The sequence below is a fragment of the Arcicella aquatica genome (assembly GCF_034928825.1).
Lineage (GTDB): Bacteria > Bacteroidota > Bacteroidia > Cytophagales > Spirosomataceae > Arcicella > Arcicella aquatica.
The window spans coordinates 28,324-42,278 of the sequence record NZ_JAYFUL010000018.1 but is presented as its reverse complement, the minus strand read 5'-3'; the positions used below and the strand labels follow the sequence as shown (position 1 = coordinate 42,278).

11 protein-coding genes are annotated in these 13,955 nt (G+C 37.4%); 7 read left to right on the top strand and 4 right to left on the bottom strand.

What is annotated here, in order from left to right:
• Positions 1-49 precede the first annotated feature (49 nt).
• From VB264_RS12280 to VB264_RS12265, 4 genes are all read left to right on the top strand, one after another.
• A complete protein-coding gene (locus tag VB264_RS12280; protein WP_323249756.1) occupies positions 50-1,051 on the top strand; it encodes a hypothetical protein in 1,002 nt (333 codons plus the stop codon).
• Positions 1,052-1,414: 363 nt separating this feature from the next.
• On the top strand, positions 1,415-2,785 hold the full coding sequence (locus tag VB264_RS12275) for a DEAD/DEAH box helicase (protein WP_323249754.1): 1,371 nt from the start codon (positions 1,415-1,417) through the stop codon (positions 2,783-2,785).
• 34 nt (positions 2,786-2,819) lie between these two features.
• Positions 2,820-3,506: a hypothetical protein gene (locus VB264_RS12270; protein WP_323249751.1), complete on the top strand. Its 687-nt coding sequence runs from the start codon at positions 2,820-2,822 to the stop codon at positions 3,504-3,506.
• Positions 3,466-4,164 (top strand): DNA alkylation repair protein, encoded by a 699-nt coding sequence (locus VB264_RS12265; protein WP_323249749.1) that lies wholly within the window; start codon positions 3,466-3,468, stop codon positions 4,162-4,164. The genes VB264_RS12270 and VB264_RS12265 overlap by 41 nt, the downstream gene beginning before the upstream one ends.
• Here the strand turns inward: VB264_RS12265 and VB264_RS12260 are convergent, their stop codons facing one another.
• From VB264_RS12260 to nirB, 4 genes are all read right to left on the bottom strand, one after another.
• Positions 4,165-4,809, bottom strand: a complete 645-nt coding sequence (locus VB264_RS12260) for a response regulator transcription factor (protein WP_309923678.1) — start codon at positions 4,807-4,809, stop codon at positions 4,165-4,167. It abuts the gene before it with no gap.
• A gap of 130 nt (positions 4,810-4,939) precedes the next feature.
• The gene (locus VB264_RS12255) at positions 4,940-6,418 is read right to left on the bottom strand and encodes an ATP-binding protein (RefSeq protein WP_323249748.1); all 1,479 of its coding nucleotides are present in this window, start codon (positions 6,416-6,418) and stop codon (positions 4,940-4,942) included.
• Between the two features lie 164 nt (positions 6,419-6,582).
• On the bottom strand, positions 6,583-6,930 hold the full coding sequence (gene nirD / locus VB264_RS12250; protein ID WP_323249747.1) for a nitrite reductase small subunit NirD: 348 nt from the start codon (positions 6,928-6,930) through the stop codon (positions 6,583-6,585).
• A gap of 79 nt (positions 6,931-7,009) precedes the next feature.
• Complete coding sequence (gene nirB, locus VB264_RS12245; protein ID WP_323249746.1) at positions 7,010-9,517, bottom strand: nitrite reductase large subunit NirB; 2,508 nt, start codon at positions 9,515-9,517, stop codon at positions 7,010-7,012.
• A gap of 398 nt (positions 9,518-9,915) precedes the next feature.
• Between nirB and cobA the strand changes: the two genes are divergently transcribed.
• From cobA to VB264_RS12230, 3 genes are all read left to right on the top strand, one after another.
• Positions 9,916-10,674, top strand: a complete 759-nt coding sequence (cobA, locus tag VB264_RS12240; RefSeq protein ID WP_323249744.1) for a uroporphyrinogen-III C-methyltransferase — start codon at positions 9,916-9,918, stop codon at positions 10,672-10,674.
• A 115-nt stretch (positions 10,675-10,789) separates the two neighbouring features.
• Entirely contained in the window at positions 10,790-12,085 is a 1,296-nt protein-coding gene (locus VB264_RS12235) for an MFS transporter (protein ID WP_323249741.1), read from the top strand.
• A gap of 236 nt (positions 12,086-12,321) precedes the next feature.
• A complete protein-coding gene (locus VB264_RS12230) occupies positions 12,322-13,941 on the top strand; it encodes an alginate export family protein (protein WP_323249739.1) in 1,620 nt (539 codons plus the stop codon).
• Positions 13,942-13,955: the final 14 nt, after the last annotated feature.

The window sequence follows — 13,955 nt, the reverse complement described above, 5'->3', positions numbered from 1 at the left end:
GGGAAAGTTTAAACAGCTTCTAAATCAAAATATTAAATAATCTAAAATAATGGCAGATTTATCACAAATTGGAGGAACTCAACCTTCAAAATCGTTTTGGAGTAAACCCGAAGGTATTACTTCTTTATTCTTTTTGGCAGCACTTGGTGCTTTTGGGTTATACTATTTCAACATAGTAGTTGAATTCTTGATAAAAGTTACTTCTAATACGCTTTATCTAGGTGGATTATTAGCAGTTTTAGGTTTTTTTATCTTTCTAATTACTAGCAAAGACATTCGTACAGGGGTATTCTTTTTGTTTAAAACCTTCATGCGAAAAATAACAGGCTTAATCATTCAGCTTGACCCGATTGCCATCATGAAAATCTATATTTCAGATTTACGGGAGAAACGCGAGCAGATGTCTAAACAAATAGATATTTTGGCAGGACAGTTAGTAAAACTGAATAAGAAAATCGGTGAAAACAACGAGAATATCAAAGCTAAATTTGCTGAGGCTAACAAGGCGAATAGCATGACTGACAAGCCCGGTATGAGAGAAGCTGCTTCCTTAGCAAGTTTAGAAGCGGCAGGATTACAGGAAATGAATGAGAAATTGTTGCCACTTCAACGTAATATGAAAACTATTTTAGGATTCATGGAAAAAGTACAGTCGTCGGCAGATTATATCATCAAGGAAACAGAAATAAGAGTAAAACACAAAGAGGCCGAATATGAAATTGTAAAAGCTAGTTCTAATGCCTTGAAAACGGCGATTAGTATTTTCAAAGGTGATCCAGACAAGAAGTTTTACTTTGATGAGTCGATGGAATACATTCAGGACGATATGAGTAAGAAATTGGGTGAAATGAAGCGAGCAATGGATTACTCAATGGACTTTATTAATTCTGTGGATATTCAAAATGGCGTGTTAACCGATAAAGGGCAGTCGATGTTGGATGCCTATAATAAAGGCGAGTTCAATTTGATTACGTTAGACGGCTCTCCAGACGCAGGTAAAAAAGAAATCAACCCTCCGAAAGACTCTTCTTATAAGGGTTTGTTGGATTAAAATAGCTCAAAACATGGGTTATCCCAAATTTTAAAATTATAAAAAGGCGGTTGAAATTGGTTTTCGACCGCTTTTTTATGAATGGTGTTTCCCGAATTCCTACTGTTTGAGCGGAGCGAGTTTAGGAATTCTTGATTTTCTTTTGCGGTCCGCCGCGCGGTTACTTTTCTTTTATCAAGAAAAGAAAAGTAAGGACAAGACGATAATATATACAAAATCTCGCAAACTTATTATTATAGAGAAAATTCAAGAGGAGTCATATTTTATCTTCACACAGCCGATACACTTTATTTTCGTACCTTTGTAAATGTTTTCAGCAAAAGCTATCGTCAGAAAGCTGACGACAGTTAACGTTTACAAATTATGACATTCGAAGATTTTCAACTCAATCGCCAATTATATAATGCCATCGAAGAAGCTGGCTATCAAGCACCTACGCCTATTCAAGAGCAAGCCATTCCATTAGTAATGGGTGGGCACGATGTACTAGGAATTGCCCAAACAGGTACAGGAAAAACAGCTGCTTATCTATTACCCATCCTGATGAAGGTAAAGTATGCCCAAGGCAAAATGATGCGTGTATTAATCCTTGCTCCTACCCGAGAATTAGTGATGCAAATAGATGAAGCCGTAAAACAATTGGCAAAATATACAGATATTCGTCATATCGCTTTATTTGGTGGATTAGGGCCTAAAACACAGATAGAAGCCTTACAAGCAGGTGTGGATATAGTGATTGCTACGCCAGGTAGATTCATGGATTTATACCTGAAAGGCGAGATTGGCGTAAAAGAATTAAAAACATTGGTATTAGACGAAGCTGATAAAATGATGGATATGGGTTTTATGCCACAAATCCGTAAGATATTGGAAGTAATACCTTCAAAGAAGAGACAAAATCTATTGTTTTCGGCTACTTTTCCACCACGAGTAGAAAACCTTTCACATGAGTTCCTTGAATTTCCACACAAAGTTGAAGTAAGCCCGCAAGCTACTACAGCAGATATGGTAAAGCAACGCTTGTTTGAAGTGCCCAACTTCATGACCAAAATTAATCTTTTGGGTATGTTGATGCGTGACCACGAGACATTTAACAGAACCATTATTTTTTGCAGAAGTAAAGAGATTGCTGATAATATTTTTAAATACTTAGGTAGAAAAGTAGTTGGTGAAAACAAAATTCGAGTAATTCATGCTAATAAGGGGCAAAATACCAGAATAAACTCAATGGAAGACTTCAAAGAAGGAAACATTCAGGTATTGGTAGCAACGGATGTGGCAGCCCGAGGAATTGATATTCAGATGGTAAGCCATGTAGTGAATTTTGATGTGCCTTTAATTTATGAAGATTACGTACACCGCATTGGTCGTACGGGTCGTGCCAACAACAAAGGCGAAGCTATCACTTTCATGACAGAAGCGGAGGAATACCATATTGGCAAAATTGAGAAGATTATTAAAATGCCGATACCTCGTGAACGATTACCTGCTGAGCTGGAAGTATTGCAAACACCGTTTGTTGAAAAACAGATTATGTTGCGTGAAGTAGATGAGCAGAAAAAACGTGAAGACCCAGATTTTAAAGGGGCTTTCCATGAGAAGAAAGACCATAAAGTAAAAGCAAAACAAAAGGAAGTTAAAAATAAAAAACTACACATATCTTCAGGAAAGGATGCTCGTAAAAAAACCTTTGGCAAAACCAAACGAGAAGACCCAAGAAGAGGAAGAAGATAATAAAAATGTTAGTTTCGGAATAAAATTAAACTAAATGATACCAACACCATCAAAAACTATTATAGCCCATACAGAGTTTGAAGAGAAAGTAAAAAACCTATTTAAGGTCTTTGAAAATGATAAAACACTGTTCTTTTCGGTAAGTTATTTGCTTCTGACGGCTATCGGAATGATTTTTAGTGGTGCTTATTTTCTGATATTTGATATTAATATTTTAGATTATTCACAAGTAAGTGATTTTATCCTAATTGCCTTCAAAGACCCCTTTTATTTGCTGTTTACTCTAATGACGGTCATTTTAATCGTTTCTATTTACTATCTAAATAAATGGTTGATGATTAAGTTTCCCAAATTTTTTATTAGGCAAGAAGAAAAAATTATGACTAGATGGTTTAAACAAACAGGGAGTTATTATTTCTGGAGCTATATGCTAGTATTGCTGTTATATATTCCCGAGTCAGCTTATATTTATGCACGCTATAAAAGCAAAGAAATAAAAGCAGGGAAAGGGCAAGCAGTACAAATATACTATAATTCAGGACCACAGACGTCAAAAGATTCATTTCCAACACTGGTGGGAACTACTAGTAATTTTATTTTTTTGTATTATCCCAAAACCAACGCTACCGAAATAGTCCCTTTCAATAATGTCAGTAAAATTGTAATAATAGATTCTAGCCATGTTAGTAAAGCTAAAACAAGCACTCTTGAACCACGCTAAACCTGAAAGGGCGATACAAACGGCTCGTTTCTTCAAAACAGGAAAAGGACAATATGGCGAAGGTGATATTTTTATCGGTATTACCAACCCAGAAGTCCGAGCCTTGGTAAAAGAGTTTTGGAAAACAATTAGTCTGGCCGATATACAACTTTTGCTAAATGATGATATCCATGAATTTAGGTTTACAGGATTGATGATTTTGGTAGAACAATTCGAGAAGGCTAATGAAGAGAAAAGGACAGAAATAGTTGATTTCTATTTGAATAATCTGCCTAAAATCAATAATTGGGATTTGGTAGATTGTTCGTGCTATAAAATATTAGGCGTGTATCTATTGGATAAAGACCGACAGGTATTGTATGATTTAGCCAATAGTAAGCATTTGTGGACTGAAAGAATCGCCGTGGTTTCTACCATGGCTTTTATCAGAAAAGGGCAATTTTTAGACTGTTTCCGACTGTCAGCGCTTTTTCTCACACATCCACACGACTTGATGCACAAGGCCTGTGGATGGATGTTGCGTGAGATTGGTAAACGAGATGAATTGGCTTTGGAAGAATTTTTGGAAGAACACCTCACAAAAATGCCAAGAACAATGTTGCGTTATGCCATTGAACGAATGGACGAAAACAAACGCTTGTCGTATTTAAAGCGATAACTAGCCAATAGCCATCTTCACCAAATCGGCTGTGTTTTTGGCTTTGGTTTTCTTCATCATATTAGCACGGTGGTTATCAACCGTACGAATACTTAAAAACAACTTATCTGCAATTTCTCGGCTATTATAGCCTTGTACAATATGTTCAAGAATTTGTTTTTCTTTTGGAGTAATTTTTTGGAATATTGGTCTGCTAGTATCTGGTTGGTTTCCAGAAGTTTTAGAAAGCAGTTCGTCGATAATGACCTCTGAAATTTCAGGTGGAAAATACTTTCTTCCTTCAGCTACCACATTAATGGCCCGCATAAGTTCGTCTTTGCCAGTATCTTTTAATAAATAACCACTTGCACCATTTTCAACCGAATTAATAATATATTCACGGTTGTTGTGCATTGAGAATATAAGGATTTTTACTTCGGGATATTCTTCCGAAATAATTTTTGCTGCTTCTATACCAGTCATTTTGGGCATCGTCAAATCCAGAATCACTACATTTGGCGACAAAGCTTTTATTTTCTCGATAGCATCTAGCCCATCAGACGCTTCTCCGATTACTTTCACACTTTCTTCGTCTTCCAATAGCATTTTCATGCCTTTCCTGACAACGTCGTGGTCATCTGCTAATAATACGGTAATTGGGTTCATAATTTTTAATTGATTATATACAGACAGTGATTTTTAAAGATAAAGTTTTTAAAAATACTTAGTACCAAAATTTAAGTAATGCTTGAGAATATGAATTTATTAATTTTTTTTAAGATATTCAACCTCTCTCTTACGCTACCCTTTCGGTATTTTTTTTCCGTTTGTTAATTAGTTTGTTGTTGACTCCAATAGGAATACTCACTATGATGTTTGTTCCTCTTCCTACTTTTGATTGTATTTTGCACGAGCCATTCAACAATTCGGCCCTTGTTTGCATATTTTTTAAACCACTACCACCCAATGTTTTTCGGATAGCTGGTAAGTCGAAACCAATGCCATTGTCAGAAATAGTCAATCGAATAGAACCCTCATTCTCCGCTATTTCTACTTGTATTTTTTCCGACTTTGAATATTTTACTGCATTATGAATCGCCTCTTGGGTAATTCTATAAAGACACACTTCCAAATTTTCTGGTAAGCGTTGTATTTTTTTCTCTTGAAATTCAATACTAATTCCCGACATTTTGGCTACCTGCTCCGTTAAAATTCGGATAGCGGGCGTAACGCCAAAATCACTTAACACAGAGGGTGCTAAGTTGAAAGCAACTGTTCGGGTAGCTTCAATAGTTTCTTGAATTAATTTTTGTAATTCTTCAAATGATTTATCCTGCTTAGGATTAATGAATGAAAAGCTTTTTACTTTTTCACCATGCAATCTTAGACCCGTCAACATTTGCCCGATGCCATCGTGCAATTCGCGGGCTAATCTTTTACGCTCCATTTCCTGCCCTTCCATCAATGATGCCGAACGCACCTTCTCTTCTGCTAGCTGTAGTTTGAATTTCTCTTCAGTAGCTTGCACTAAAGCCTGTTGGGTTTGTAAAAGCCTTTCATTGGTTAGGCGTAATTCACTTTCAGAGTCCGTCAGTTTTTTAATGACAATTCGAATATAATTGGCAATCGGACGGAAGATGATGATTCCTTCCAAAATAAGAATACTAAATAAAACAAGGAATAAAAATAGCTCAATATTTTTGGTCAAATCAACCCTTGATCTTGATTCTAAATCGTACTGAAAAACGATTTTGTTCATCATTTTCAGAAAAAGCCTTTCGTTGACCAATACTTGGTTCAAGGCTGCTTGCATCGCTTCGTCCTGATTCGCCACAGGTTTATCGATATGCTCGCTGATTAATTGCGCATTCGTGAGGATGGTCTGAAAGATAGGGTCTATCTCTCTGAACATACTATCAATCACTGGGCTATTCCTTACGGTATATGCTTTGCCGTCTGTTGTTAGGTTTTTATTCTTTAATCCCTCGTGGCTTTGCTTCCATAAGGTAATAATTTCCTTAATATCTTGTGAATAATGCTCCGCATCAGCCTGAAAAATATCTGGGCGACACAACAAAATAGCCGTTTTAGAAAGCCGCTGGCTCAACATCCGTTGTCTCCCTGCAATATTCACTACATGGGAATCGTCTATCAACGAATTCAGAAATACTTGAATAATAATTTGTCCAGACATAGACAGCAACGCCACCATCGTGAGGGCAATCACATAGAGGCGAGTGAGTCTGTTGAAAATTTGACTATCAAGTGGCTTCATAACTTGAAATATACCAAACTTTCGGAAAAAATCATTTATAGTTTTCAAGTAATTTGTTGATTGTGAGATTGTTGAAAATTTTTCTTTGAAAAATTATGTATTGCGTTTTTACAAATTGATATTTTGCAAGTTTTTGCGAATATCAATTTGTAAAATCTTCGATACTATACCCCAACATACACTTGCCCATCTGCTATTTTTACTGGGTAAGTCTTAATCGTGTAGTCATCACCACTCAAACATTCCCCTGTTTGTAACGAGAACGTTTTTTTATGAAATGGACAAGCCACTTTCGGTTCATTATTAGCCCCTGTTGAGCCTATCATTCCTCTCGAAAGGGCCATCTGTTGGCGGTGTGGGCATTGGTTTTGGGTAGCATACCACTCACCACGACGCGAAAAATTATAAATAGCTATTTGCTCGCCTTCTATCAGGGCACAAGCTCCTCCGTTTTCTGGTATATCTTCAATATTGCACGCTACGTGCCAAGTTATTGTTTCTTCTGCTATCATTGTTATATGTATGATTGAGGTTTGAATGAGCTTAATAAGTTTGTTTGAACTTATCAGCCCATAAAACGTTAAACTTCATTTACTTCCACTCCGCTGCTTTGATTTGCTCACGCATTGGCTCAAATCTAGCATAAGGGTCTTTCATTTTAGGAGCATTCACAAAGTGCGTAAAACGCTTACGCAGCTCAGGGCTGTTTACTACTTCTTTCCATTCGCATTTATAAGCATCTACCAAAAATTGCATTTCTTGTTCAAACTGGCTATTCATACCAAGGGCATCATCAATTACTACCGACTTTAAATAATTGATACCACCTTCCATTTTATCCAACCACGGAGCAGTTCGGGTAAGCGGTTCGGCAGTTTTGATATAAAACATCAAGAAACGGTCGATGTATTTTAAACAAGTTTCCGAATCAATATCAGTAGCCAATAGTTCAGCATGACGAGGCTTTACACCACCATTACCACAGACATACAAATTCCAGCCCTTCTCAGTAGCGATAATCCCAAAGTCTTTTGATTGCGCTTCGGCACATTCACGTGTACAGCCAGAAACAGCTGATTTTAGCTTGTGTGGTGAACGCAAACCACGATAACGTTCTTCTACCTCAATCGAAAACGAAACGGCATCTTGCACGCCAAAACGACACCAAGTAGAACCCACGCAAGATTTGACAGTTCTCAACGATTTCCCATAAGCATGACCCGACTCGAAACCAGCATTCACTAGCTCTTCCCAGATGTCTGGTAAATCGCTTACATGCGCACCGAATAAATCTATTCTTTGTCCACCTGTAATTTTTGTATAGAGGTTGTATTTCTGAGCTACCTGTCCAATTACAATTAATTTCTCAGGCGTAATTTCTCCACCCGGAATTCTAGGTACTACCGAGTACGTACCATTCTTCTGGATATTTGCCAAGTAACGGTCGTTTGAATCTTGAACAGTGGCATTGCCTTTTTCCAAAATCATCTCATTCCATAAACTGGCAATGATAGATGCCACCGCAGGTTTGCAAACCTCACAACCATCTCCCTTGCCCAAATGATCCAATACATCATTATAGGTTTTATAGCCTTTGATTTTTACTAAATCAAATAATTCTTGGCGAGTATAATCAAAATGTTCGCAAAGAATATTTCTTACAAAAACCCCTTGCGACTTCATTGTTTCATTAATCAAGTCTTTCACCATTGGCACACAACCACCACAACCCGTACCCGCCTTTGTACATTTTTTGATGCCATCAAGCGTAGTTACTTTATTCTCGATGATTTCATGGCAAATATTTCCTTTCGTTACGGCTTCACATGAACAAATCAACGCTTCGTCTGGTAAAGCCATCACTCCCGAACTAGCACTTTCAGCACCACCTCTTGAACCTAACATCAAATCTTCAGGGTCAGCAGGTAACAGCACGCTGTTTTTAGTGTTCTGCAACAACATATTATATTGCTCGGCATCGCCTACCAAAATACCTCCTAACAAATACTTGCCATCGTTGGATATATTGATTCGCTTATAAACACCTTTTGCCGTATTTTCAAATACGATAGTTTGGGCATTAGGCTCTTGAATAAAAGCATCACCAAAACTTGCTACGTCGATACCAATTAATTTTAATTTGGTTGACATATCAAATGGCTTAAACTCTTTTTCGCCACCAATGATAGACGTTGCTACAACTTCGGCCATTTCGTAACCGGGTGCTACCAATCCATAAATCATGTGGTGTGCCAGAGCACATTCGCCAATCGCAAAAATATTTGGATCAGAAGTTTGTAGTTTATCATTGACAATAATACCTCCACGTGAACCTACTTCTAGTCCTGCTATTTTGGCAACTTCATCACGAGGCTTAATTCCTGCTGAAATCACCAACATATCTACCTCTAACTTAGAGCCATCAGCAAAAGCCATTGCTTCAATGATACCATCACCAACAATTTCCTGAGTATTTTTATTCAGATGAATCTGCAATCCTAACGCTTCTAGTTTTGTTTGAAGTGTTTTAGAACCAGCTTCATCTATTTGCCTTGGCATCAGCCTTGGGGCAAATTCTATTACATGTGTTTCCTCTAAACCTAAATCTAATAAAGCTTTGGCGGCTTCTAGCCCCAATAAGCCACCACCAATTACTGCCCCTTTTTTGGCAGTTTTGGCATGTGCTTGCATCAAATCCAAATCCTCAATGGTTCTATAAACGAATACGCCATCTTTTTCTACCCCAGGTATGGGTGGCACAAATGCCGCAGAACCAGTGGCTAATACCAAGTAATCGTAGTTTACTACTATTCCGTGGTGCGACCGTACCGTTTTCTCATCTTTATCAATATCAACAACTGGGTCGGAAAGGTATAGTGTTATACCATTTTCTGTGTACCAACTGCTTGGTGCCATTGTTAAATCATCAGCTGTTTTACCAGCGAAGTATTCAGACAAATGTACACGGTCGTAAGCGGGGCGAGACTCTTCGCCAAAAACGACCAAATCAAAACTTTTAGACACATCTTTTGAAATAAGTTTTTCGCAAAACTTATAACCGACCATGCCGTTCCCCACTACGACAATTTTCTTTTTCATAAATGATACAAGATTATGATTGATACTTTTAATGATTAATACTTATACAAAAAGCTTTGATGTTTTCAGTTATGTAGATGCTGACTAAGTATTTATTTTATATCACATCAAAGATGTTGGTGTATTTTACAAAACTGAGTATTTATAACTATTTATAGAAAAAATATGATTATGAATAATTGTACTTTAAATATAAACTTGTTTTTAATTAAAATACGTAAAAATGCTTATTTTATGTTCAAATTTAAACCTATTTTTTATGATTTTGCAAATTTTTTGAGAAAATTAATAATTTTTGAAACTTTTATTTTGATTATTAACAATTATATGCAATGTTTGTATCGAAATCACAACTAAGTATTTATAATCAATATTGTTCAGGTATAAAATACTAAAATATGAATATTCCAAGATTAACTTTAATTGGTGCCGGCCCCGGAGACATAGAGCTTATTACAGTAAAGGGTATTCGTGCAATTAAATCGGCGGATGTAGTATTATATGATGCACTGGCCAACGAAGAATTATTGGAGTTCGCTCATCCTAAAGCACTTCGCATTTATGTAGGCAAACGCTTAGGGAAATATGTTTATACCCAAGAAGAGATTAATCAAAAAATAGTAAGCCTAGCTTTAGAGTACGGTCATGTAGTGAGGTTGAAAGGTGGAGACCCGTATGTATTCGGAAGAGGCTTTGAAGAAGTAGAATATGCTCGGAATTTCAATATTGAATGTGAAGTAGTATCGGGCGTGACTTCGGCTATTGCTGCACCAGCATCCATCGGGATTCCAGTAACCACAAGAGGTTTTTCAGAAAGTTTTTGGGTAATAACAGGAACAACAAAATCAGGAGAATTATCAAAAGATATAGCATTAGCAACAAAGTCAAGTGCAACAGTAGTGATTTTAATGGGAATGAGCAAGCTAAGTCAAATCTGTGAGCTATTCCAGTTGAATGGTAAAGGCGAAACACCCATAGCGATTATCCAGAATGGTACGCGTGAAAATGTAAATTTTGCTATCGGCACAGTATCTACTATTATTCCAATTGTGAAAGAACAGCAAATATCAAATCCTGCTGTGATTGTAATCGGTGAAGTGGTGAGTTTGCACCCTTCATTTATCGAAAAGTTCAGTGATCATTTAGTTATCAAATAAATACAATTTTTTCTTCCCTTCAGCATCCGTTGAAAAAAGTCTATCGTGGGGGCGATAGATTTTACAAATCGGAGAAATTTTAATGAAGATAATTTCTCTGCTTTAAAAAAAGGTTATGAAAAATATCAGTACAAACAAGCCACTTGATGCTTTGAATGTGTTTTCTTTCAAAGGCATTCAAATGCAAACATTTCACATTACTTGGCTTACTTTCTTTTTCTGTTTCTTTGGTTGGTTTGGAATCGCACCCTTAATGAAAATCGTGAAAGACGATTTAGGGTTAACAAAAGGTCAAATCGGGAACATCATTATTGCTTCAGTTTCTGCCACTATTTTTGCACGTTTAATCATCGGTCGCCTATGCGACACACTAGGACCAAGACTTACTTATACATGGTTATTAGCCATAGGCTCTATACCAGTAATGACCATCGGTTTGGCAAACAGCTATGAATCATTTTTATTATTTAGATTAGCTATTAGTGTTATTGGAGCATCGTTCGTCATTACGCAATATCACACCTCAGCAATGTTTGCACCAAGCATCAAAGGAACGGCTAACGCTGTAGCTGGAGGTTGGGGTAACCTTGGTGGAGGAGTAACCAACATGGTAATGCCTTTAGTATTTGCGGCCTTTGTCGGAGCAGGATATGCCAATCATAATGCTTGGAGATTCGCCATGATAATTCCGGGAGTGATTTTGCTGATTATGTCTTTTGTTTACTATAAATTCACTCAGGATACACCAACAGGCAACTATGCAAATATCAAAAGAGAAGCCGTTCAAAAAGGTTCTTTCGCATCAGCAGCATCAGACTACCGTACTTGGATTTTGTTTTTAGCATACGGTGCTTGTTTTGGTATCGAAATCACCTTTGATAATGTAGCGGCACTTTATTTTACAGAAAACTTCTCGTGCGATTTAAAAACAGCAGGACTGTTAGCAGGAGCATTCGGATTTATGAATCTTTTTGCCAGAGCCATCGGTGGGATTGTGGCTGATAAAGTAGGTAAAGTGTACGGAATGAAAGGCAAGGGCTGGTTATTAGCAGGCTTACTAGTGATGGAAGGCTTAGGAATTATGCTTTTTGCTCAGACAGGCTCAATAGGTTTTGCCGTAATAGCGATGTTGGGTTTTGCCATGTTTTTGAAAATGGCTAACGGAGCAACTTATGCCATTGTACCTTTTATCGATTCAAAAAATGTTGGTTCGGTAGCAGGTATTGTGGGTGCAGGAGGAAATTTAGGCGGTGTATTAGCAGGGTTTTTGTTCAAATCAGAAACCATTACTTATGCAGAAGCATTCATTTATATCGGAATAAGTGTAGCGGTGATTGGTGGATTAACAGCACTTATTAAATTCGAGAAAAAGACTTTACCAGTAACAGAACAAACCCTAGAAATTGCTTAATCCTCTTTAAACCAATGTTGCAAGCAGTACGTGCTTGCAAACAATCGCTCAAATTTTTTGAGGAAACGTTTTTTGAAATATTGTATTAATTAACCATTCTATAGTGAGTAGAATTTTGGGTCGATGGTGGGGGCTATCGACTCAAAATCATAAAAAAACCCGAATGAGATGGGGGTCTCGATTCGGGCGAAATTGCGTAAACTCTGTTAAAATTTTTCACAATCAATCACAAAAGTATGAAAAAATCTTACATTTCTAAGCTTGCATTAGTCTTAATTTTGGGTGTTTATACCCAATTTGTCGCAAAAGCACAATTCACTTTGCAAGGGCAAATGAGAACACGTACAGAAGTACGTAATGGATTGGGAAATTTAGTGGCTAACGATGCTAAGTCGGCAGCTTTTACTTCTCAAAGAACAAGATTAAACTTTGGTTATAAATGGGATAGAGTAACCTTTGGTGCTGCTATTCAAGATGTGCGTGTTTGGGGGCAAGATGCTTCTTCTATCTCTAATGGAGATGGTTTGAAACTAATGCTTCATGAAGGTTGGGCAGAAGTAACGTTAGCTAACAAAGCCGATACAACCATTAAATTTAAACTAGTTGATTTATTAAGCATCAAAATTGGTCGTCAAGAATTGATTTATGATGATGTTCGTTTAATTGGTAACCTCGATTGGTTACAACAAGGACGCAGACACGACATGGTATTGTTGAAAGGAGTACACCACGGCTGGCAGTTTGATATTGGGCTTGCTTATAATCAAAACTCAGATGCCTTTGGTGTTACTGGTACAGGCTATGTACCAGCGAACTTAAGTGCTACTACCAGAACATCAACAGGTGTTTTAGTGCCAACACCAGCAGGAATTATTCCTTTGACAGTAGGTGGCGGAATTGGAGCAAATTCAGTAAAAACAGGTGGTGCTTTGGCATGGGTAAACCCTCCATCAACCAATGGAGCCTCGCAAGACTATCAGTCTTTCAAAAGTGTTTACATCAGTCGTAAGTTTAACCAAACGAAGTTTTCTGGTTTATTCTTTCAAGACGATTTCAGTGCTTATCGCTTAGATTCTGTAGGGAGTGCCTCAACAGGATATGTGTATGGAAGAAGATTTGTTTCGTCGGGTGCGAGCGATGTATTCGATTATAGCCAGTCACGTAGCCGTACAACTTATGGTTTGATGATTAATCATACCATTGGTAATGCTTCTGGTTTCGGAAAAATCGCTTTACAAGGAGCCTACTACGGACAAACAGGTAAAGACCGCGAAGGAAATGACATGGATGCTTATCACTATACGTTGGCAGCCACTTATCAAAAAAGCAGATGGGCCTTTACATTAGGATATGATGTGCTTTCGGGCAATGATGGATCAAGTGGGACAAACAACTATAAAGGCTCGTCAGGAAAAAATAATCGTTTTGACCCATTATACGGAACACCACACAAACACTGGGGATATATGGATTACTTTTATGTAGGTACTAATTCGCCTGCTGGAGGTTTGAATAATGGATATTTTAAAGCAAAATACACGACGAATGTTTTAACATTAGGAGCTGACTTTCACACATTTGCTTTAAACAAAGCAACGACAAAGGGTGATGGAACATTAGTAGGGACAGATTTGGGTAACGAAATAGACTTCACATTGAATTACAACATGAACAAGTTTACCAATCTTGAATTAGGCTATTCTGTAATGATGGCAACCGCCAATATGCCATTTGCTAAAGGACAAGCGACTACCGATGTCGCAGCGGCTGGTTTTAACAAAACGGGAACATGGTTTTATGCCATGATTAATATCCGTCCAGATTTCTTTTATACTAAACCAGTAGCGATTAAATAATTTAGTGATTGAGT